This window comes from Pseudomonas sp. QC2, from assembly GCF_002859085.1.
Taxonomy (GTDB): Bacteria; Pseudomonadota; Gammaproteobacteria; order Pseudomonadales; family Pseudomonadaceae; genus Aquipseudomonas; species Aquipseudomonas petroselini.
Genome location: NZ_PKKS01000003.1, coordinates 289,131 through 310,721, shown reverse-complemented (window position 1 = coordinate 310,721; position 21,591 = coordinate 289,131). Strand labels below are relative to the sequence as shown.

General features: G+C 61.5%; 17 protein-coding genes. 8 read left to right on the top strand and 9 right to left on the bottom strand.

Annotated features, from left to right (window positions below; genetic code table 11):
- The first annotated feature begins 60 nt into the window (after positions 1–60).
- From QCBJ_RS02915 to QCBJ_RS02905, 3 genes are all read left to right on the top strand, one after another.
- The gene (locus tag QCBJ_RS02915) at positions 61–1,164 is read left to right on the top strand and encodes a 2-aminoethylphosphonate--pyruvate transaminase (protein ID WP_102060101.1); all 1,104 of its coding nucleotides are present in this window, start codon (positions 61–63) and stop codon (positions 1,162–1,164) included.
- Positions 1,165–1,193: 29 nt separating this feature from the next.
- The gene (gene phnX / locus QCBJ_RS02910) at positions 1,194–2,021 is read left to right on the top strand and encodes a phosphonoacetaldehyde hydrolase (protein ID WP_015884708.1); all 828 of its coding nucleotides are present in this window, start codon (positions 1,194–1,196) and stop codon (positions 2,019–2,021) included.
- 114 nt (positions 2,022–2,135) lie between these two features.
- Positions 2,136–2,693 (top strand): cytochrome b, encoded by a 558-nt coding sequence (locus QCBJ_RS02905; RefSeq protein ID WP_015884709.1) that lies wholly within the window; start codon positions 2,136–2,138, stop codon positions 2,691–2,693.
- Here the strand turns inward: QCBJ_RS02905 and QCBJ_RS02900 are convergent.
- Both QCBJ_RS02900 and QCBJ_RS02895 read right to left on the bottom strand, forming a co-directional pair.
- Positions 2,683–3,567: a 1-aminocyclopropane-1-carboxylate deaminase/D-cysteine desulfhydrase gene (locus QCBJ_RS02900; protein WP_015884710.1), complete on the bottom strand. Its 885-nt coding sequence runs from the start codon at positions 3,565–3,567 to the stop codon at positions 2,683–2,685. The two genes, QCBJ_RS02905 and QCBJ_RS02900, sit on opposite strands and share 11 nt — an antisense overlap.
- Positions 3,568–3,623: 56 nt before the next feature.
- The gene (locus QCBJ_RS02895) at positions 3,624–5,663 is read right to left on the bottom strand and encodes an NADPH-dependent 2,4-dienoyl-CoA reductase (RefSeq protein ID WP_102060100.1); all 2,040 of its coding nucleotides are present in this window, start codon (positions 5,661–5,663) and stop codon (positions 3,624–3,626) included.
- A gap of 212 nt (positions 5,664–5,875) precedes the next feature.
- On the opposite strand from QCBJ_RS02895, the gene QCBJ_RS02890 reads away from it, so the two are divergent.
- The 3 genes from QCBJ_RS02890 (at position 5,876) to QCBJ_RS02880 (ending at position 9,369) form a co-directional block, all read left to right on the top strand.
- On the top strand, positions 5,876–7,006 hold the full coding sequence (locus QCBJ_RS02890; RefSeq protein ID WP_015884712.1) for a carbon-nitrogen hydrolase family protein: 1,131 nt from the start codon (positions 5,876–5,878) through the stop codon (positions 7,004–7,006).
- Positions 7,003–8,031 carry an AraC family transcriptional regulator gene (locus QCBJ_RS02885; protein ID WP_093541393.1) on the top strand — a complete coding sequence of 343 codons (1,029 nt, stop codon included), beginning with the start codon at positions 7,003–7,005 and terminating at the stop codon, positions 8,029–8,031. The genes QCBJ_RS02890 and QCBJ_RS02885 overlap by 4 nt, the downstream gene beginning before the upstream one ends.
- A 333-nt stretch (positions 8,032–8,364) precedes the next feature.
- Positions 8,365–9,369, top strand: coding sequence for a pyruvate dehydrogenase (locus QCBJ_RS02880; protein ID WP_102060099.1), 1,005 nt, complete (start codon positions 8,365–8,367; stop codon positions 9,367–9,369).
- A 215-nt stretch (positions 9,370–9,584) separates the two neighbouring features.
- Here the strand turns inward: QCBJ_RS02880 and QCBJ_RS02875 are convergent, their stop codons facing one another.
- Positions 9,585–10,055 (bottom strand): MarR family winged helix-turn-helix transcriptional regulator, encoded by a 471-nt coding sequence (locus QCBJ_RS02875; RefSeq protein WP_015884715.1) that lies wholly within the window; start codon positions 10,053–10,055, stop codon positions 9,585–9,587.
- A 145-nt stretch (positions 10,056–10,200) separates the two neighbouring features.
- On the opposite strand from QCBJ_RS02875, the gene aceE reads away from it, so the two are divergent.
- The gene (gene aceE, locus QCBJ_RS02870) at positions 10,201–12,861 is read left to right on the top strand and encodes a pyruvate dehydrogenase (acetyl-transferring), homodimeric type (RefSeq protein WP_102060098.1); all 2,661 of its coding nucleotides are present in this window, start codon (positions 10,201–10,203) and stop codon (positions 12,859–12,861) included.
- Between the two features lies 1 nt (position 12,862).
- Here aceE and QCBJ_RS02865 read toward each other — a convergent pair whose 3' ends face one another.
- Both QCBJ_RS02865 and QCBJ_RS02860 read right to left on the bottom strand, forming a co-directional pair.
- Positions 12,863–13,645 (bottom strand): DUF2242 domain-containing protein, encoded by a 783-nt coding sequence (locus QCBJ_RS02865; protein ID WP_102060097.1) that lies wholly within the window; start codon positions 13,643–13,645, stop codon positions 12,863–12,865.
- Between the two features lie 89 nt (positions 13,646–13,734).
- On the bottom strand, positions 13,735–14,634 hold the full coding sequence (locus QCBJ_RS02860) for a LysR family transcriptional regulator (protein ID WP_102060096.1): 900 nt from the start codon (positions 14,632–14,634) through the stop codon (positions 13,735–13,737).
- Positions 14,635–14,752: 118 nt separating this feature from the next.
- Here QCBJ_RS02860 and QCBJ_RS02855 point away from each other — a divergent pair, with 118 nt between their 5' ends.
- On the top strand, positions 14,753–15,958 hold the full coding sequence (locus tag QCBJ_RS02855; RefSeq protein WP_102060095.1) for an MFS transporter: 1,206 nt from the start codon (positions 14,753–14,755) through the stop codon (positions 15,956–15,958).
- On the opposite strand, the gene QCBJ_RS02850 is transcribed toward QCBJ_RS02855, so the two are convergent.
- From QCBJ_RS02850 to lon, 4 genes are all read right to left on the bottom strand, one after another.
- The gene (locus QCBJ_RS02850; RefSeq protein ID WP_093541382.1) at positions 15,905–16,429 is read right to left on the bottom strand and encodes a GNAT family N-acetyltransferase; all 525 of its coding nucleotides are present in this window, start codon (positions 16,427–16,429) and stop codon (positions 15,905–15,907) included. The genes QCBJ_RS02855 and QCBJ_RS02850 overlap by 54 nt on opposite strands.
- Before the next feature lie 97 nt (positions 16,430–16,526).
- A complete protein-coding gene (locus QCBJ_RS02845) occupies positions 16,527–18,401 on the bottom strand; it encodes a SurA N-terminal domain-containing protein (RefSeq protein ID WP_046035621.1) in 1,875 nt (624 codons plus the stop codon).
- Positions 18,402–18,632: 231 nt separating this feature from the next.
- Positions 18,633–18,905 carry an HU family DNA-binding protein gene (locus QCBJ_RS02840; protein WP_003174819.1) on the bottom strand — a complete coding sequence of 91 codons (273 nt, stop codon included), beginning with the start codon at positions 18,903–18,905 and terminating at the stop codon, positions 18,633–18,635.
- Between the two features lie 149 nt (positions 18,906–19,054).
- Entirely contained in the window at positions 19,055–21,451 is a 2,397-nt protein-coding gene (gene lon / locus QCBJ_RS02835; protein WP_015884722.1) for an endopeptidase La, read from the bottom strand.
- Positions 21,452–21,591 lie beyond the last annotated feature (140 nt).

The window sequence follows — 21,591 nt, the reverse complement described above, 5'->3', positions numbered from 1 at the left end:
ACAAGCCAAACTGCAATTTAGGCGCCGTAGCTTGACTCAACGGCTTTACGAGGATTTGCAATGACCGCGCCCCTCCTGCTCACGCCCGGCCCGCTGACCACATCCGCCCGCACCCGCCAGGCCATGATGGTGGACTGGGGTTCATGGGACGACCGCTTCAACCAACTCACCGCCAGCGTCTGCGAACAATTGCTGGCGATCATCGATGGCGTCGACAGCCACCACTGCGTGCCATTGCAAGGCAGCGGCACCTTCGCCGTCGAAGCGGCCATCGGCACGCTGGTCCCGCGCGACGGCAAGGTGCTGGTGCTGATCAACGGCGCCTATGGCAAGCGCCTGGCGAAAATCTGCGAAGTACTGGGCCGCGCCTTCAGCACCTTTGAAACCGCCGAGGACGAACCGACCACCGCTGCCGATGTGGACCGCCTGCTACAGGCCGACCCGGCCATCACCCACGTCGCCCTGATCCACTGCGAAACCAGCACCGGCATTCTCAACCCGCTGCCGGAGATCGCCCAGGTCGTTAAAACCCACGGCAAACGCCTGATCATCGACGCCATGAGTTCCTTCGGCGCGCTGCCGATCGATGCCCGCGAAGTCCCGTTCGACGCGCTGGTCGCCGCCTCCGGCAAGTGCCTGGAGGGCGTGCCGGGCATGGGGTTCGTCTTCGCCGACAAACAAGCGCTGGCCGCCGCCCAAGGCAACTGCCACTCCCTGGCAATGGACCTGTTCGACCAGCACAGCTACATGGCCAAGACCGGCCAATGGCGCTTCACGCCGCCGACCCATGTGGTCGCCGCCCTGCACGAAGCGCTGCTGCAATACCAGGAAGAAGGCGGCCTGCCCGCGCGGCATAAACGCTACGCCAGCAACTGTCAGGCGCTGCTCGACGGCATGGCCGAACTGGGCGTGTGCAGCTTCCTGCCGGCCGCCATCCAGGCGCCGATCATCGTCACCTTCCATGCGCCGCAAGACCCGCGCTACCAGTTCAAGGACTTTTACGAACGGGTTAAGGCCAAGGGTTTCATTCTGTATCCAGGCAAGCTGACCCAGGTGGAGACCTTCCGCGTGGGCTGCATCGGCGATGTCGACGCGGCAGGCATGCGGGCAGCGGTCAAGGCGATCGCCGAGGTGCTGCACGCCATGGAAGTGTTGGACATTTGATTCCCCCTTTTACCGATAGGATCTGAACCATGCAGTATCAAAACCCCAACACCCTCCAGGCCGTTATCCTTGATTGGGCCGGCACCGTGGTCGATTTCGGCTCGTTTGCCCCCACGCAAATCTTCGTCGAGGCCTTCGCCGAGTTCGACGTGCAAGTCTCCATCGAAGAAGCCCGTGGCCCGATGGGCATGGGCAAGTGGGACCACATCCGCACCCTCTGCGATCAACCACAGGTTGCCGAACGCTACCGCAAGGCCTTCGGCCGCACGCCCACCGATGACGACGTGACCGCCATCTACCAGCGCTTCATGCCGTTGCAGATCGAGAAGATCGCCGAACACTCGGCGCTGATTCCCGGCGCCCTCGACACCATCGCCCGGCTGCGCGTGCAAGGCATCAAGGTCGGCTCCTGCTCCGGCTACCCCAAGCAAGTCATGGACAAGGTGGTTGCCCTGGCCGCCACCAACGGCTACATCGCCGACCATGTGGTGGCCACCGACGAAGTGCCCAATGGTCGCCCATGGCCGGCCCAGGCCCTGGCTAACGTGATCGCGCTGGGGATCGATGATGTCGCCGCGTGTGTGAAGGTCGACGACACCGTGCCGGGCATCCTCGAAGGTCGCCGCGCCGGGATGTGGACGGTGGCCCTGACCTGTTCCGGCAATGCCTTGGGCCTGACCTATGAGCAATTTCGCGCCCTGGACGCGGCCACACTGGCCAGCGAGCGCAAACGCATCGAGGCGATGTTCGAAGGCTCGCGCCCGCACTACCTGATTGACACCATCACCGACCTGCCGGCGGTGATCAGCGACATCAACGCCCGCCTGGCCCGCGGGGAAATGCCACAGAGCAACTGACAGAGATCAAGTCAACGCTATTCGCGCCGGGCAAATCGCTTAAAACAGGCTTACAGTAAAAGGACTCCGTCGCCAAAGAATGGAGGTTTGCCCTGATGAGTGAGGAACCCAGCGATGCCGTGGAAAAATTCCGATACGCGCTACAGCACCATGTCGATTGCGTTGCACTGGTTGATGGTGGTGCTACTGGCGGTGGTCTACGCCTGCATTGAGTTACGCGGCCAGTTCCCCAAAGGCAGCGGTGCGCGAACGCTGATCGTCGAGATGCACTTTATGTTTGGCCTCACCGTGTTTGTGCTGGTGTGGCTGCGCCTGTTTGCACGCAGCCTGGGGGTGGCACCGAAGATCGTCCCGGCGCCGCCGCAATGGCAAAGCCTGTTGGCCACCCTGATGCACGTCGCGTTATACGCGTTGATGATCGGCATGCCGATTGCCGGTTGGCTGATCGTCAGTGCCGAGGGGCATTCGGTGATGTTCTATGGCATGGAATTGCCGCCGCTGATCGCTGAGAACAAGGACCTGGCCAAGCAGATCGAGGGCTGGCACGTGTGGTTCGGCAAGGTCGGTTATTGGCTGATCGGGCTGCATGCGCTGGCCGGGATTGCCCACCATTACATCCTGCGCGACAACACCGCGTTGCGCATGATGCCAGGCAAACGCGCTAACCCTTGAAACCTCGGCGACCTTGCAGGCCGCCGGTGTGGACGAAGACCAGGCGAGTGCCGGGGGCTAAGCCCCCGGCTTCGATGTGGGTCTTTAAAGCCAGTAAGGCCTTGCCGGTATAGAGCGGCTCCAAGGGCACGCCGCAGGCCTGCTCTGTTGCGTCGATAAACTCGAGCAGCAAGGGGTCGACGTTGGCAAAGCCACCGCGGCTGGCGTCCACCAGCTCATATCCGCCCTGCACGATAGCCTCGACGTTCTGCGCCACACCGTGGCCATCCGGCACCGCCATGGCGCCGTACACCGGGTGTGCGCCCCTTTCCGCGAGTGCCAGGCCGGCCAGCGTTGTGCCGGTGCCTGCCGCCAGCCACCAGGCGTCGTAATCCGCCCAGCCCACCCGGTGTAACTGCGCACGCACCTGCTCGACCAGCACCGCGCAGCCCATGGCGCCCGTGATGCCACCGCCGCCTTCGGGCACGGGATGCAGGTCGGGATACTGTTCACGCCACGGCAGCCAGAAACCCGGTTCATGCCGAGCGCGATAGCCGCCATAACCCAGCCAATGCAGTTGCATGCCAAAGGCTTTCAGGTCGACGACGGTCGGGGTGTCTTGCGCATGCCCGCGTAACAGGCCGACGGTGGGAAAACCGAAACGCTTGCCGGCGGCGGCCAACGCGTGCAGATGGTTGGAGTAAGCGCCGCCCAGGCTGATGAGACCGCGCGCGCTGTGCGCCTGGGCCAAGTGCCCGGTGAGCTTGAACCACTTGTTGCCGCTGATCAGTGGGTCGATACGGTCCAGGCGCAGCACGGCCAACTCGACGCCGTTCAGCCAATCGAGCTGCAAGCGTTCAAGGGGGGCGTGGGGAAGCCAATCGAAGGGACCCATCGGAAGGGATCTGCATGAAAACGGGGCGGTAGTCTAACACCGCCCCGCTCGGGGTCTTACAGCTCCGCCGCGAGACGCGAGCCCTGGTTGATGGCGCGCTTGGCATCCAACTCGGCCGCCACGTCGGCGCCGCCGATCAGGTGCACGTTCTGGCCGGCCGCGACCAGGCCGTCCTGCAATTCGCGCAGCGGGTCCTGGCCGGCGCAGATGACGATGTTGTCCACTGCCAGCACCTGCGGTTCGCCCTCGGCACCGATGCGGATATGCAGGCCTTCATCGTCGATCGTCAGGTATTCGACGCTGTTGAGCATCTGCACGCGCTTGTTCTTCAAGCCAGTACGGTGGATCCACCCGGTGGTCTTGCCCAGGCCATCGCCGACCTTGGAGGCCTTGCGTTGCAGCAGGAACACTTCTCGCGCCGGCGCATGCGGTTGCGGCTTGATGCCCGCTACGCCGCCACGGGCTTGCAGCTGGGTGTCGATGCCCCACTCTTTCCAGAAGGCTTCGCGGTCCAGGCTGGTGGACACGCCTTGGTGCACGAGGAATTCCGACACGTCGAAACCGATACCGCCCGCGCCGATCACGGCGACGCGCTTGCCGACCGGTTTACGTTCCAGGATCACGTCCAGGTAGCTCAGCACCTTGGCGTTATCGATCCCTGGGATCGCCGGCGTGCGTGGTGCGATGCCGGTCGCCAGGATGATCTCGTCGTAACCGCCCGCCGCCAGTTGCGCCACGTCCACGCGGGTATTGAGGCACAGCTCGACGTGGGTGGTCTGCAACTTGCGTTTGAAGTAGCGCAGGGTTTCGAAGAACTCCTCTTTGCCCGGCACACGCTTGGCGATGTTGAACTGGCCGCCGATCTCGCTGGCGGAGTCGAACAGGGTGACTTGATGGCCTCGCTCGGCGGCGACCGTTGCGGCGGCCAAACCGGCAGGGCCGGCACCGACCACGGCGATCTTCTTGATCTGCTTGACCGGCAGGTAGTTGAGCTCAGTCTCGTAGCACGCACGGGGATTGACCAGGCAGGTGGTCAGCTTGCCGCCAAAGGTGTGGTCCAGGCACGCCTGGTTGCAGCCGATGCAGGTGTTGATTTCATCGGCGCGGCCGGCGGCGGCCTTGTTGACGAACTCTGGGTCGGCCAGGAAGGGGCGTGCCATCGAGACCATGTCGGCATCGCCTTCGGCGAGGATCTGCTCGGCGATTTCCGGGGTGTTGATGCGGTTGGTGGTAATCAACGGGATCTGCACCGCACCGCGCAGCTTGGCGGTGACTTTGCTGAACGCGCCACGCGGTACTTTGGTGGCGATGGTCGGGATCCGCGCTTCGTGCCAGCCGATCCCGGTGTTGATAAGGGTCGCACCGGCACCTTCGATGGCCTTGGCCAACTGCACGATTTCTTCCCAGGTGCTGCCGCCTTCCACCAGGTCGAGCATCGACAGGCGGAAGATAATGATGAAGTTCGGGCCCACGGCTTCACGCACACGGCGCACGATGTCTACCGCCAGGCGCATGCGGTTTTCGTAGCTGCCACCCCAGCGGTCGGTGCGATGGTTGGTGTGGGCCGCGAGGAACTGGTTAATGAAGTAGCCTTCAGAACCCATGATTTCCACGCCGTCGTACTCGGCGACCTGGGCCAGCAACGAGCACGTGACGAAATCCTGAATCTGCTTTTCGATGCCCTCTTCGTCCAGCTCCTTGGGTTTGAACGGGTTGATGGGCGCCTGGATCGCACTGGGTGCCACCTGCTTGGGGCTGTAGGCATAACGGCCGGCGTGGAGGATCTGCATACAGATCTTGCCGCCCGCCTCGTGCACGGCCTGGGTGACGATCTTGTGCTTCTGCGCTTCTTCGTCGGTGGTCAGTTTGGCTGCGCCTGAATACACGCCGCCCTCATCATTCGGGCCAATGCCGCCCGTGACCATCAGGCCCACCCCTCCTCGGGCACGCTCGGCGAAATAGGCCGCCATGCGTTCGAAACCGCCGGGTTTTTCTTCCAGGCCGGTGTGCATCGAGCCCATCAGGGTACGGTTGCGCAAGGTGGTAAAACCCAGGTCCAACGGGGCCAGCAGGTGCGGGTAGGCAACAGCGGTCATGGTCAAGCTCCACAACGGATCATCACGGGACGTGACACGCTCGAACGGCGCGCCATCGGTTTATGTCCCACAGACTAAGAGCCGGTGGACGACGGCTCAATGACCGAAACTGACAAGTTATTGATCCAAATGCACAGCGCCCCTTGGCAAGCCCGCCCATGGGCCCTACCCTAGTCGGCGAACCCTGCACACGGTCTGTTGTCTGTTCCCCCATGCGTAAACTTCTAGCTTTTACCGTCACCATGGCCCTGGTTGCCGCCGTCGCCGCGTATCTGGTCTGGACCCAGGAGCGCCCCGTCGCGCATTACCTGTCGGACCTGCGTATCACCCTCGCCGTCAACGAAGGCCTGCCCGCCGACCGGGGCAACTTGCTGGGCATCCAGCCGGAGCTGTTTCCCGCCGACTACCAGAGCCTGGAACGCCTGCACCTGAAGCTCGCGGCCTACCTGCAAAAAGCCCGCGATCAGGGGCTGATCAACGACAAGACCATCGTGGTGCTGCCTGAACATATCGGCACCTGGCTGATGCTCACCGGCGAAAAGAACGAGGTTTACCAGGCCCTCCACGTGAAGGATGCGATGAATTGGCTGTCGGTCAGCAACCCGCTGCTGTTCGCGCGCGCCTGGATCAGCGCGACGGGCGACAACCGCACAGACGACGCCTACCTGCGCATGAAAGCCTCCGGCATGGCACGGGACTATCAGTTGGTGTTCGGCGGCCTGGCCAAGGAATTCGGCGTCACGCTGGTGGCCGGTTCCATCACCCTGCCCAACCCGAGTGTCAGCCAGGGGCAGCTGCAGGTCGGCCATGGCGCGCTGTACAACGCCAGCCTGGTCTTCAACGCAGACGGCTTGCCGGTGGGCCAGCCGCAGCGCCAGCTCTACCCGATCTACGATGAACGCGGCTTTATCGAGCCCGGTGACGAAAACATCGTCAGCGTGGTCGACACCCCGGCCGGGCGCCTGGGGGTGCTGGTGGGCAGCGACAGTTGGTACCCGGACAACTACCGCAAACTCAACGAACAAGGCGCGCAGCTGATCGCGGTGCCGGCCTTTGTGCTCGGCCGCGATACCTGGGACCGCCCTTGGCGCGGCTTCAAAAGCGTGTCCACCCCGACCGAAATCAGCCTCAAGCCCGAAGAACTCAGTGAGGGCCAAGCCTGGCACCGCCTTACGCTGATCAGCCAACAACCGGTCAGCCAGGCCAGCGCCGGTATGAGCGTGTTCCTGCGCGGGCAGTTCTGGGACTTGGGCACCGCCGGGCACAGCTTTCTCAGCAGCAATGGACAGGTCAGCGCCGATGGCGAAGCCCGTGGCGCGCGCCTGTTGAATATCTGGTTGTGAAACCGGTACGGCTGGGGGATCTGTCGGTGGGCTTCGTGCACACCTTGGCCGATGCCATCCACAGCCATGGCCTGGACCCGCAGCCGCTGTTGCTGCAATACGGACTCGACCCGGCGCGCCTCGCCGAGGCCGGTGCCCGCTTGTCGATCCCGCGCTACATGCGCCTGGGCCATGCGGCCATTCAACTGACCGGCGACCCAGGCCTGGGCCTGCGCATGGGTCAGCTTAGTCGCTTGAGCCAGGCCGGGCTGGCGGGCGTCACCGCCGCCCAGGCGCCCAACGTGCGCGAGGCGGCGCGTGCGCTGACACGCTTCGAAGCACTGTACGGCTCCAATTATCGTGGGCAGTCGAGCTTTGTCGAAGATGCCGAAGGCGCCTGGCTGCGCTTCTATTCCATCAGCCCCTACAACGCCTACAACCGCTTTGTAGTGGACTCGATCATCGCCGGCTGGCTGCATCAATTGTCCAGCCTGGCCCAGCAACCGGTGCAGGCGCAGCGCATCGATATCGAGTTCGAAGCGCCGGAGTACAGCGAACACTACAACGCGCTTGGCGACGTTCACTTCGGTGCCGACGCCAATCAACTGCGCCTCAACCAGCACACCCTGGCGCTGCGCAATCCGCAACACTGCCCGAGCACCTGGCAATTGCTGTTACAGCTGTGTGAAAGGGAATTGGAACAGTTGACCCGCACCCGCAGCCTGCGCGAGCGCATTACCCGGTTGCTCGGGCCGATGCTCAATGGCGGCCGGGAACCCGACCTGGAAGAAGTGGCGGCACGCCTGAAGCTGCCGACCTGGACGTTGCGCCGCAAACTGGCCGAAGAAGGCACTCAGTTCCGCGCGATTCTCAACGATACCCGCCGCGACCTGGCCATGACCTACATTCGCGATACGGAACTGGCGTTCGGCGAGATCGCCTACTTGCTCGGTTTTGCCTCGGCCCAGGCGTTTCAACGAGCCTTCAGGCGGTGGAACAACCAGACCCCAGGGGAATTTCGCCGCAGTCAGCGGCATTCCGCCTGAAGCCGGTCTTACAGCTCTGTCGCATCGTCTGCGGGTTCCAGCGGGTCCAACTCAATCGCGCGGTACTCGAGCAGTTCTTCCTGGTAATCGTCCATGCTGGACTCCTTGTTGAATTAAAAGCGGCTGCTGATTAATGACCTGCACAGCCAGCCTAAAGTGCCGTCATGACGAAAAAATGTCTGCACCATGACGTTCCTGCACTCAAGGATTAAACGTAGCAGCGTTACAGGGATTTAGCACCTGGGCTTTGAAGAACTATTGCAATCATTGCAATTGCAATCACATGCGAATTTCCATTAGGGTAATGGCATTCGTCGCCAGGTAACCCTCTCCATGACCGCCGCTACCGCACACGCCGCGCAGCTCTGTATCGACGCCTTGAGCACTGCTGCCGCCGCCAGCCGTTCGCCGCTGTACACCGTGACACGCATGGCCGACACCCTTGAATTCAGCCGACACGCCTGGGTGATCCGCGGCCAGTCACGCTCACGCCGCGCGGGTCACTGGCCCGGCTGGTTTGCCCGTAATACGGCGGAAAAACCTTTGTTGTACCTGCACAGTGCGCAATCCTCCGCACAGCTGAGCGCGCTGTCGGACGTCACCCAACAGCGCGGCATCCTGTGCAACGACATTGAAAACCAGCCCTCCCGTTGGCCCAAAGGTGCGCAGCCGTCCTTGCCGTTGTGGCTGGCCACTCATCCGCGCTGCACACCGTATGACCCGGCCTCGGGGGACGAAGCCCAAGCGATTGTGCTGGCAGCGCTGCGTACGCTGTATGTCGACGGCAAGCCTGGGTTTTACTACCTGGCCCTGCATGATCATGACAATACAGCGGCCCTGAATGAGCAGGACCGTGAAGCTGCGCTCAAGGGTATGTACCCGCTCCAGCAGGACACGCCAGGGGATGTGCGACTGCTCGGCGCAGGCCGCGCGCTGGAAGAGGTCGTGCAGGCCAAGCGCTTGCTGGAACAGGACTGGAATATCACCGCGCAACTCTGGAGTTGCCCCAGCTACACACGGCTGGCCCGCGAGGCAGCGACCGCTGAACGCTGGAATCGCCTGCATCCCGAGGCGCCCAGGCGCAGTTGCCATTTGCGTGATTGCCTGGCGGGGAATGCAGCGCCGGTGATTGCGGTGACCGGTTATCCGCAGGCGATTGTCGATCAGTTGGCGGGGCACGTGGAGGCGCGGTTCGTGGCGTTGGGGGCGGGCTCGGTGCAGACGGCGGCGCCGAGTCGGTATTGGATTGTGGTGTCGGCGCTCAGGGCGTTGGCGGATGAGGGGCGGATCGATGCCCTGCTAGTGGAAAAAGGCATCAAGCGGTACGTCCTGAAATGAGCTGGAATGCGATCAAAAAATGTGGGAGCGGGTTTGTTGTGGTGAGTGGGGCTTGTCCCCCGACGGGTTCACCGTCGACCCAAGGGGCTGCTTCGCAGCCCAGCGCAGGGCAAGCCTGCTCACCACAGCAAGCCTGCTCACCACAACAAGCCTGTTCACCACAACAGGCCTGCTCACCACAACCAGCCCGCGCCCCTATTTGAACTCCATGTTTCTCAGACTTTGCGGCGGCTGCGGGTCTGCACGCCTGCGTCCATCGCCAGCCCGGCGGTGCGTTCCAGCGCATCCGCAAACCCCTGGCGCTGCTCCGGCTCGAGCTGAGACAGAAACAACTCATCCACCGTGCTTTCGTAGATCTTCCACATCTTTTTACGCAGCACCCGGCCGGCATCGGTGATCGAGGCAAACGCCGCGCGGCCATCGCCGTCGGAGCGGGAACGCACCACCAGGCCGTCCTTTTCCAGACGGTCGACCAAGCGCGTGAGGTTGTAGCGCTCGATGGCCAGCACATCGGCCAATTCGTGCATGCGGCGGGTGCCGTCGGGTCCGCTTTCCAGGCCCCACAACGCGTCGTACCAGGCATACGGCGGCAGGTCCGCCGCTGCCAGGCGCCGCTCGATTTCACGGATCACCGTCCTGTGGGCCCTGACAAAACGGAACCATACATCCGGCTCTTTCGACGACATGCAACACCATCCGGGGAATTTCAAGAAGGTTGCAATAGTAGCTCATCCCGCGCTAGATTCGATCATGTAGTTGCAATTGCAATTACTTTGTCGGCACTCCCACAAGGAGCCCGCCACTTGAAATCCGCCTACCCTGGAGCCTCACATGACCCCGAACAACGCAGTCAGACGCGACGACGATCCGCAGGAAACCCGCGAGTGGCTGGAGTCCATCGAATCGGTGCTGTCCACCGAAGGTCGCCCGCGCGCGCACTACCTGATCGATCAGTTGCTGGATTTCGACGTGGCGCGGCATGGCGACTTCTACGGGAGGGTGACCACGCCCTACGTCAATACAATCCCGGTGGACCGCCAGTTGCCCTACCCCGGCAACCTGGCCATCGAACGCCGTACCAATGCGTTTATCCGCTGGAATGCCATGGCGATGGTGTTGCGTGCAGGCAAACATTCAGGTGTCGGTGGGCATATTGCGACCTATGCGTCAGCCGCCGTGTTGTACGACGTAGGCTTCGACCACTTCTTCCGTGGCCGTACCGACAGCTTTGACGGCGACCTGGTCTACATCCAGGGCCACTCCTCTCCCGGCATCTATGGTCGCGCCTACCTCGAGGGCCGCATCAGCGAAGCGCAGCTCGACAACTTCCGCCGCGAGGCCGGTGGCGACGGTATTTCGTCCTACCCGCACCCACGACTGATGCCGGACTTCTGGCAATTTCCCACGGTGTCCATGGGCCTTGGCCCGATCACCGCCGCCTACCAGGCGCGCTTTATGCGTTACCTGGAACTGCGCGGCCTCAAGCAACACCAGGGCCGCAAGGTCTGGGCATTTCTCGGTGATGGCGAAATGGACCAGCCGGAATCCCTGGCGTCCATCTCCCTGGCCGGGCGCGAGAAACTCGACAACCTGATCTTCGTGGTCAACTGCAACCTGCAACGCCTGGACGGCCCGGTGCGCGGCAATGCCAAGGTGATCCAGGAGTTCGAAAGCCTGTACCGCGCCGCCGGCTGGAACGTGATCAAAGTGATCTGGGGCGGTGGCTGGGACGCGCTGCTGGAGAAAGACCAAAGCGGCCTGCTGCGCCAACGCATGATGGAATGCGTGGACGGCGACTATCAGAATTACAAATCACAGAACGGCGCTTACGTGCGCGAACATTTCTTCGGCAAATACCCAGAATTGCTGGCGCTGGTTGCGGACATGTCCGACGACGACATCTGGAAACTCTCACGGGGCGGGCATGACCCGGACAAGGTCTACAACGCCTACGCCGCTGCCGTGCGTCACAGTGGACAGCCTACGGTGATCCTGGCGAAAACCGTCAAGGGCTTTGGTATGGGTGAGGCCGGCGAAGGCCAGAACATCAACCATCAATTGAAGAAAATGGGCGCTGATGCGGTAAGGGCTTTCCGCGATCGCTTTGGCCTGGAAGTCGCTGACGAGCAGCTCGCCGACATTCCCTACCTCAAGCCCGCGGCCGACAGCGAAGAAGCCCGCTACTTCGCCGCACGCCGCCAGGCCCTGGGCGGCTACGTACCGGCGCGCCACAGTGCGGTCGAGCCCCTGCAGGTTCCCGAACTGTCCGCCTTCGCCACCCAACTCAAGGACACCGGCGAGCGCGCGATCTCCACCACCATGGCGTTTGTGCGCATCCTCGGCACCCTGCTCAAGGACCCGCACCTGTGCAAACTGATCGTACCGATTGTGCCCGATGAGTCGCGCACCTTCGGCATGGAGAGCCTGTTCCGTCAGATCGGCATCCACTCCGCCGTAGGCCAGCTCTACACCCCACAGGACGCAGGGCAATTGAGCTACTACAAGGAAAGCAAGGACGGACAGATCATGCAGGAAGGCCTGAATGAATCCGGCGCCATTTCCTCGTGGATTGCGGCGAGTACGTCCTACAGCAATCACGGCCTGATGACGGTGCCGTTCTATATCTTCTATTCGATGTTCGGCTTCCAGCGGGTCGGCGACCTCGCCTGGGCGGCCGGTGACGCGCGGGCGCGCGGCTTCCTGCTGGGGGCCACGGCCGGGCGCACCACGCTGATGGGCGAAGGCTTGCAGCATGACGATGGGCACAGCCATATCCTGTCGTCGGTGATTCCGTGCTGCGTGTCTTACGACCCGACGTTTGCCTACGAGCTGGCGGTCATTATTCGCGAAGGTATGCGGCGGATGTATGTGCAGCAGGAGGACATTTATTACTACATCACCCTGCTCAACGAAAACTACCCGCACCCGGCAATGCCCGAAGGTGTGGAAGACGGCATTCTCAAGGGCATGTACCGGCTCAAGGCCAGCCAACAGGCCCAGGTGCAACTGATGGGCAGTGGCTCAATCCTGCGCGAAGTGATCGCGGCGGCGGAGCTGCTGGAGAAGGACTTCGGCGTGCAAAGCGCTGTGTGGAGCACCACCAGCCTCACCGAATTGCGGCGTGACGGGCATGAGGTGGAACGCTGGAACCTGCTGCACCCGCAGAGCGAGCCACGGGAGAGCTACGTGGAGCAATGCCTGGCCGGGCAAACGGGGCCGGTGGTGGTGGCGACGGACTACATGAAACTCTTCGCCGATCAGATTCGCCCCTTTGTCCCCAACCGGCGCTTTGTGGCGCTGGGCACGGACGGCTTCGGGCAATCGGATACCCGTGAAAGCTTGCGGGCGTTTTTTGAAGTGGACCGGCATTTCATCGCGCTGGCGGCCTTGAAGGCACTCGCGGATGACGGCGTGATCGGCCGTGAAAAAGTCAGTGAGGCCATCAGCCGCTACGGGATCAACGTCGACAAGGCGAACCCCGTAGCGGTCTGAGTTACTGCGCAGGCGTCGGCAGGGGCGGGATCGCTTCTGTCGGCGGTGGCAGGTCCGGGTTGGTGGCTGCGGGTGCGGGCTCTGCTTGCGGTGCAATCGGCGCGGCCTCGGCAGGCGGCGTGACGGGTTGCGAAACGGCAGGCTCTTCCTTCGCCTCCTTCGCCGGCTCGACCTTCTCGGCAGCCGGTGCCACTTTAGGTTCCGGCACCCCCAGTTCAGCTTTCGGCTGCTCGGGAATATGCGCAGCCTTCTTCACTTCCTGAGGCAGGAACACATCCACCAGCGCAAAGTAGCGCTCGTAGAATTTCGGCGCCGAGACGGTTTCGCTTGCCACCTTCACCATCGAATCATCGGTGGAGCCGATCGGCATCGACACCGACCCCAGCACACCCACCCCCACACTCGCGGAGTTGTTGACCTTCTTCAGCGCGTAGCGATCCTGCAAGGCATTGGCGAACATCGTCGAATGGTTGGTGCCTTTGCCATCATCGGCACACACCACGTTGAAGCTGATTTGCAGATGGGTCTCGCCCGTCTGCTGAAAGCTCTTGTTACCCACGACTACTTTCGCATCGTTACTGGTGATGATGTAGCCCTGGCTCAGCAGGGCACGCCGCGCGGCCTCGCACGCCGCGACATCACTGACCGGGTAATCCCGCGAAAACGTGCCGGAGTCGTCGAAACTCTCATGTTCATAGATAGCGGTCTTGGGTGACGAGCAGCCCGCGGCGCCCGCCAACACCAGCGCCACCCCAAGGCTACGCAAGTAAAATGATGTCGACATTGAAAATCCCGAGGAAAACAGTCAGGGCGGTATTGTGCAACAGAACGAGGCCTTGGCGCGCGCATTCCTGTCGGTAAAACGTCACAGCCTCACACGACGCCGCTCGTAGGAAAAAGCCCAGCGCACATATGATCGATAAACACCCGCACTTTGGCCGTGGCATGGCGACTTGATGGCCATAACATCCAGAAACTGCCACGGTGCTCGATACAGTCGTCCAGCACCCTTTGCAGGCGCCCCTCACGCACCGCGTGGTTGACCATGTAATCCGGCAGGCAAGCGATTCCCAATCCTTCGAGCACCACATGGTTGAGGGACTCGATGGTCGTGCTGACCAGTGGGGTGCGCAAAGTGGGCTCCGACGCACCGGGAGCCAGGTGCAAAGGCCAAGGCTCCAGCTTGCCCGTGGCGCAGAATTTGTGGCGAAGGCAGGCATGTTCGCTCAACTGCTGCGGGTGCTGCGGGGTGCCATGCTCACGGAAATAGCCCGGGGTGCCCACCAACACCAGCTGATAGTGCCCCAGGTGACGGGCCATCAAGCGTGAATCTTCCGGCTTGCCCGTACGAATCACCGCGTCGAAACCTTCTTCGATCACGTCCACCATACGGTCGGAGAAATCCACATCCAGCTCGATCTCCGGGTAGGCGCGCATAAAGTCACTGAGCACCGGCATCAGCAAACCGCGCACTTGCGGCACGCTGATGCGTAACTTGCCACGGGGTGTGGCGCTGGCCTCCGTCAGTTCCCGTTCGGCAGCCTCGACCTCAGCCAGGATACGCCGCGAACGCTCGAGGAACAGCGCGCCTTCGCTGGTCAAGGTGATGCTACGGGTACTGCGGTGAAACAGCCGAACCCCCAGGCGCTGTTCCATCCGCGCGATGCTTTTGCCGATGGCCGAAGACGACACGCCGAGCAGACGGCCGGCGGTGGTGAAACTGCGCGTCTCTGCCACCTGCACGAGTACCGAAAGGCTGCCCAGACTGTCCATGATGTGCCCTTTGAGATTGCGGACACCGAAGTCCGATAAGTTCGGAACCTTAGCCTGTTTTTCCGCCGACCACAGCCCCCTACTCTGCCTGCTTGACCTTTTGCATGGACAGAACACGATGACCTCCCTCACCGATTCCCCAGTCACAACCCGGCCTGAAACACTTCCGATGGCTGGCTTGCTGGCCTTGGCCAGCGCCGGCTTTATCACCATTCTCACTGAAGCCATGCCCGCCGGGCTGCTGCCGCAGGTGGGCGAAGGCCTGGGCGTGTCGCCCGCGCTGGTCGGCCAATTGGTCACGCTGTATGCACTTGGATCGCTCCTCGCCACCATCCCGCTGACGCTGTTGACCCGAGGCTGGCGGCGCCGCCCCTTGTTGCTGGTGGCCATTGGCGGCTTTGCGCTGGTCAACAGCGTGACCGCACTGTCCAGCCACTACGGGCTGACCCTGGTTGCGCGCTTCTTTGCCGGCGTATTCGCCGGGCTACTTTGGGCGCTGCTGGCGGGTTATGCCAGCCGGATGGTTGCGCCACACCTGCAAGGCCGGGCAATCGCGGTAGCCATGCTGGGTGCACCGCTGGCGCTGTCATTGGGTGTGCCCGCCGGCACCTTTCTGGGTGCCGCGGTTGGATGGCGCCTGAGTTTTGCGATCATGACCGGGCTGACGCTGGTGCTACTGATCTGGGCGCGCTGGCAACTTCCGGATTTTGCCGGCGAACGCGCCGAAAAACGCTTGGGGCTGCATCAAGTGCTGACATTGCCAGGCATTCGTCCGGTGCTGTGGGTGACCTTCACCTACGTGCTGGCCCACAACATTCTCTATACCTATATCGCCCCGCTGCTGGTACCGGCTGGAATTGTCACCGATATCGATCGGGTGCTGCTGGTGTTCGGCCTCGCTGCATTGCTGAGCATCTGGCTGGCCGGCGTGTTGATTGATCGGTGGTTGCGCGCACTGCTGCTGATCAGTTGCGCCCTATTTGGCCTGATCGCCTTAGCGCTGGCGTTTTGGATCGACCTGCCAGCCGTCATCTACGTCACCGTGGCACTCTGGGGTTTGGCCTTCGGCGGGCTGCCCGCGCTGCTGCAAACGGCACTGGCCAAGTCGGCGGGCGAGTCAGCAGATGCCGCGCAATCGATGCTGGTGACCGTATGGAACCTGGGCATAGCGGGCGGCGGTTTGGCGGGCGGCGCGTTACTACAAGGCTGGGGCGTCGGCGCATTTCCATGGGTGGTTGTGCTGCTGATGCTTTTGGCAATAACCGGCGCGCTACAGGCTGCGCCCCAACAACTGGCCCGGCCATCCCTCCAGGTCGAACGTTGAAATGCGCTCATAGCCACAGGACTCATAAAACCGCACCAGGTCGCCGGTCCCACCGCCGTAGCAGTCCACCCGCAAACGCCTTACTCCCGCAGCATGGGCACGGTCGTCGGCGAAAGCCATAAGGCGCCGCCCGATACCCCGTACACGCTGATCCCGCGAGGCGATCAGCAGCCGCACATACACCTCCGGCGCTGTCGCCGCGGGCACATAAGCCATGGGCTCGCCCAACACGAGTGCCGCCAGGATCTGGCCGCCGCGCGCCTCAACCACCCACGCACCCGGCATCGCGCAGGCATCGGTGACTTGCGCAACCCGTCGCGGCGAAGCCGACCAAGGCTCAGTCCCCCATTGACCGTGATTGCCCATGGACACGAACCAGGCAATCACTTCGTCGAACACCTGCAAAACCGCCGGGGCATCCGCCACACTGGCGCGGCGGATCATCACACCCTCACTTCCTTGATCGAACATGCTGCAAACTCCCTGGTCCGCACAGTGAAGGCCCAGTCTAGCGCACATAAAAAACCCCCGGACTTTTCAGGCCGAGGGCTTTTTATTCAAACCGACATCAGTACTTCTTGATGTCAGCCTTGGTCTCCAACTGCTTGCGGTAAGCCGCGAAGTCTTGCTGACCGACACGGGAAGCGAGGAAGCGGCGGTATTGCGCCTTTTCTTCGTCCGTCGGGGCAGCGGCTTCGTTGACGCCATTCAAGCGCACGATCACCAGGCTACCGTCAGCCAGGGTCACCGTGGTAAACGTCGGCTTATCCTTGGCCGCAGGCTTAGGCATGCGGAACAGGGCTTGCAGCACGGCCGGGTCAATGGTTTCCTGGCTACGGGTAGCCGCTTCAGTGACCTTCCATGCCTGGCCGTCGACCGGCTGGTTCAGCGGGGTCTTGCCATCACGCAGGCTGGCGATCAACTCATCAGCGTGGGTCTTGGCAGCCGCGCTGGCGCGCTCTTTGGCCATCTGGGTGCGAATCGCCGCTGCAACACTTTCGAGCGGCAGTTGCGCAGGCTTCAGGTGCTCTTTGGCACGCAGCACGATGATGGTTTCCGGGTCCAGTTCGATGGCGGTGCTGTTGGCACCCTCATCCAACACTTCCGGGCTGAACGCGGCGGTGACCACGGCACGGTTGGCCGCAACACCTTCACCACCTTCACGGCCAAATGGCGCAGAGGTGTGGACTGTCAGCTTCAGGTCGGACGCCGGCTGGGCCAGGTCGGAGGCTTCGAATGCCGCATCTTCCAATTGCTTGGTCGCTTCGACAAAACGCTGCTCGACTTGCTGGGTCTTGAGCTCTTTGGTCAGCTTGTCTTTCAGGCTGGCAAACGTCGGCACTTGCGGTGCTTCAACGCCCAACAGCTTGATCAGGTGCCAACCGAAGGTGCTGCGCACCGGCGCCGAGACCTGGTCCTTGTTCAACGCGTACAAGGCCGTCTCGAAGTCCGGGTCGTAGACGCCAGGGCCAGCAAAGCCCAGGTCGCCGCCATTGCTGGCCGAACCTGGATCCTGGGAGAACTCCTTGGCCAGGGCTTCGAACTTCTCACCCTTGGCCAGGCGTGCCTGGATTTCCTCGATCTTGGCCTTGGCTTGCGCGTCGGTGACCTTGTCGTTGACTTCAATCAGGATGTGCGCGGCACGACGCTGTTCAGCGAGGTTCGCGGTTTCTTTCTGATAGGCAGCCTGCAACTCATCGTCCTTCACGGCAACCTGGTCGAAGAAGGATGACTTCTTCAGTTCCAGATAGTCGATGACCACTTGATCAGGGGTCATGAACTCTTTGGCGTGCTGGTCGTAGTAAGCCTTGACCTCGTCATCGGTGAGTTTCACCGCCGCTGGGTTGGCCTTGATGTTGACGGTGGCGAAGTCGCGGGTCTGTTTTTCCAGACGGGCGAATGCCAGCACTTCGGAATCGGTGACGAAACCGCTGCCGGCGATACCTGCACGCACCTGGCCGATCAGCATTTCCTGGGTCAGCATCTGACGGAATTGCAGACGGCTGTAGCCCAACTGACGGATCACCTGGTCAAAGCGTTCAGCGTTGAACTTGCCGTCCACCTGGAATTCCGGCGTCTGCAGGATCACTTGGTCCAAGGCAGCTTCAGAGAAGCCAAACTTGGAATCGGCGGCGCCTTGCAGCAACAGCTTGCGATCGATCAGGCTTTTGAGGGCCGCTTCGCGCAGCAGTTTTTCGTCCAGCAGAGAAGCATCGAAATCCTTGCCCAGCTGTTGCATCAGCTGGCGACGTTGCATGTCGACGGCCTGGCTCAGTTCGGTCTGGGTGATTTCTTCACCGTTGACCTTGGCCACGTCCTGCTTACTATTACCCGAAGCCTGGAAAATGGCCTCGATACCGGTGAACGCCATCAATGCGACGATGATCCCGATGATGGTCTTGGCAATCCAGCCTTGTGAATTGTCCCTGATATTTTGCAGCATGCGTCCCCCAGAAACGGTTGAACTTCAAAAATAGGCAACCGTGGAGCGTGGGTAGAGTCCGGATAGAAGAAAGGCGCATCCGAGGATGCGCCTTCTCGTAACTGGCGGAGCGGACGGGGGTTTGAACCCACACCCCCGGCGTGGCGACCCGATGGATACGTGGGTCAGCTGCCGCTCCGCTGCCAGGTCGAACCTGCGTTCGACCCGGGTAGGTAAAGGCTTGATCGAAACTTAGTTGACGGCTTCTTTCAGGGCTTTACCGGCTTTGAAACCTGGTTTTTTGGCAGCAGCGATTTGCAGTGCTTTGCCAGTCTGTGGGTTACGGCCAGTGCGAGCTGGGCGGTCAGTCACAGAGAAAGTACCGAAGCCTACCAGTACCACGGAGTCGCCGGCCTTCAGAGCGCCAGTGACGGATTCGATTACTGCATCCAGCGCACGGCCAGCAGCAGCTTTCGGGATATCAGCGGATGCAGCGATAGCATCAATCAGTTCCGACTTGTTCACTCTAAGTCCCCTTATATATCTATTGAGTATGATTCTAAGTTTTTTTGGTAAAAGCAAAAACCAGTGCTGAATGGCCTACAGACACTTAAGAGCCGCTTTATAACAAGGGCTCTAAAAAGCTGTCAAGGAAGCCCCCAGGCTCCAGCACATTAATGCGTGCTAATTCGTTCCTTGGAATCAGACTCGCGTTTTTCGTCCTTCGCGACTATCTCCGGAGCCACATCCGGCAAGGGCTCCGGCGCGTATTGCAGCGCAATTTGCAGGACCTCGTCAATCCATTTAACCGGTTTAATCTGAAGATCCTGCTTGATATTGTCAGGAATCTCCTTCAAGTCGCGAACATTCTCTTCAGGAATGATCACGGTCTTGATACCGCCCCGGTGTGCCGCAAGCAATTTCTCTTTCAGGCCACCGATGGCCAATACCTGGCCACGCAGGGTGATTTCCCCAGTCATTGCGACATCGGCTCGCACCGGAATGCCGGTCAATGCCGACACCAGCGCCGTGCACATGCCTACGCCGGCGCTAGGGCCGTCTTTAGGCGTCGCCCCTTCCGGCATATGGATGTGGGTGTCGTGCTTCTCGTGGAAGTCCAGGGGGATCCCCAGGCTCCTGGCGCGGCTGCGCACCACGGTCTGCGCGGCGGTGATGGATTCGACCATCACGTCACCCAGGGAACCGGTCTTGATCAGTTGGCCTTTACCCGGGATCACCGCGGCTTCGATGGTCAGCAATTCGCCGCCCACTTGGGTCCACGCCAGGCCCGTCACCTGCCCTACCTGATCCTGTTGCTCGGCCAGGCCATAGCGGAATTTACGCACGCCCAGGAAGTGTTCCAGGGAGTCGGCCGTGACCTTCACTGAGAAGCGTTTTTCCAGCGCATGTTCCTTGACCGCCTTGCGGCAGATCTTCGCGATCTGGCGCTCCAGGCCCCGTACACCGGCCTCGCGGGTGTAATAACGCACGATATCGCGGATCGCCTCGACCTCGAACTCGATCTCGCCCTTCTTCAGGCCGTTGGCCGAAATCTGCTTGGGCGCGAGGTATTTGACCGCGATGTTGATCTTCTCGTCTTCGGTGTAGCCCGGCAGACGAATCACCTCCATCCGGTCCAGCAATGCCGGCGGAATGTTCATGGAGTTGGAGGTGCACAGGAACATCACGTCGGACAAGTCGTAGTCGACTTCCAGGTAATGGTCGTTGAAATTGTGGTTCTGCTCAGGGTCGAGCACTTCGAGCAAAGCCGAGGCCGGATCGCCACGCATGTCGCTGCCCATCTTGTCGATTTCATCGAGCAGGAACAGCGGGTTGCGCACACCCACCTTCGTCATCTTTTGAATCAATCTTCCTGGCATCGAACCGATGTACGTCCGGCGATGACCACGAATTTCCGCTTCATCGCGTACACCACCGAGGGCCATGCGCACGAATTTACGGTTGGTGGCATTGGCAATCGACTCGGCCAGCGAGGTTTTACCCACACCAGGCGGGCCCACCAGGCACAACACCGGACCGCGAATCTTTTTCACGCGCTTTTGCACGGCGAGGTATTCGAGGATGCGTTCTTTGACTTCTTCAAGGCCATAGTGGTCGGCATCGAGGATGTCTTCAGCGCGGGCCAGGTCGAGGCGCACCTTGGTCTGAGCCTTCCACGGCACCTGCACCAGCCAGTCGATGTAGGAGCGCACCACGGTGGCTTCGGCCGACATCGGCGACATTTGCTTGAGCTTGTTCAGCTCGGCGTTGGCCTTGGTCAGGGCGTCTTTCGGCAGGCCGGCGGCATCGATACGCTTTTTCAGCTCTTCGATTTCGTTGTGGCCTTCCTCGCTGTCGCCGAGTTCCTTCTGAATGGCCTTCATCTGCTCATTCAGGTAGTACTCGCGCTGGCTGCGCTCCATTTGTTTCTTCACACGACCACGGATGCGTTTCTCAACCTGCAACAGGTCGATTTCGGCATCCAGCAGTGCCAGCACATGCTCAACACGGGCCGGCAGGTCGATGATTTCGAGGATGTCTTGCTTCTGCTCGATTTTCAGCGCCATGTGCGCGGCCATGGTGTCGACCAGGCGGCTTGGCTCATCGATGCTGTTAAGGGACGACAGGACTTCAGCCGGTACTTTCTTGCCCAACTGCACATACTGCTCGAATTGCGAGAGCAGGCTGCGTACAAAAACTTCAGACTCGCGCTCCGGGGCCTCGACTTCGTCGATCAGCGCTACTTCGGCGCGCAGGTGACCATCCACCTCCATGAAGCGCTCGACCGCACCGCGCTGCTCGCCTTCCACCAACACCTTGACGGTGCCATCCGGCAGTTTGAGCAATTGCAGAACAGTGGCAATGGTGCCAACGCGATACAGAGCCTCTTCGCCCGGATCATCATCAGCAGGATTTCTTTGGGCCAACAGCAGGATCTGCTTGTCGCCCGTCATCGCTGCCTCAAGGGCTTCGATAGACTTCTCGCGCCCCACGAACAGCGGGATAACCATGTGCGGATAGACGACGACATCACGCAACGGCAGGAGAGGCAATTCGATGGTTGTCTTCATGATTTCGCCTCTATGACAGTTGAAAAGTAAGCTTGAAACCAAGATGGGGGCTGCATGCAAAAAAAACAAGCTTATTGCCAGCAGTTAAACGCAGTAAACGCTCTGGCGTAAAAACCTCGTAAAAACAAAGGGGCCCCTGG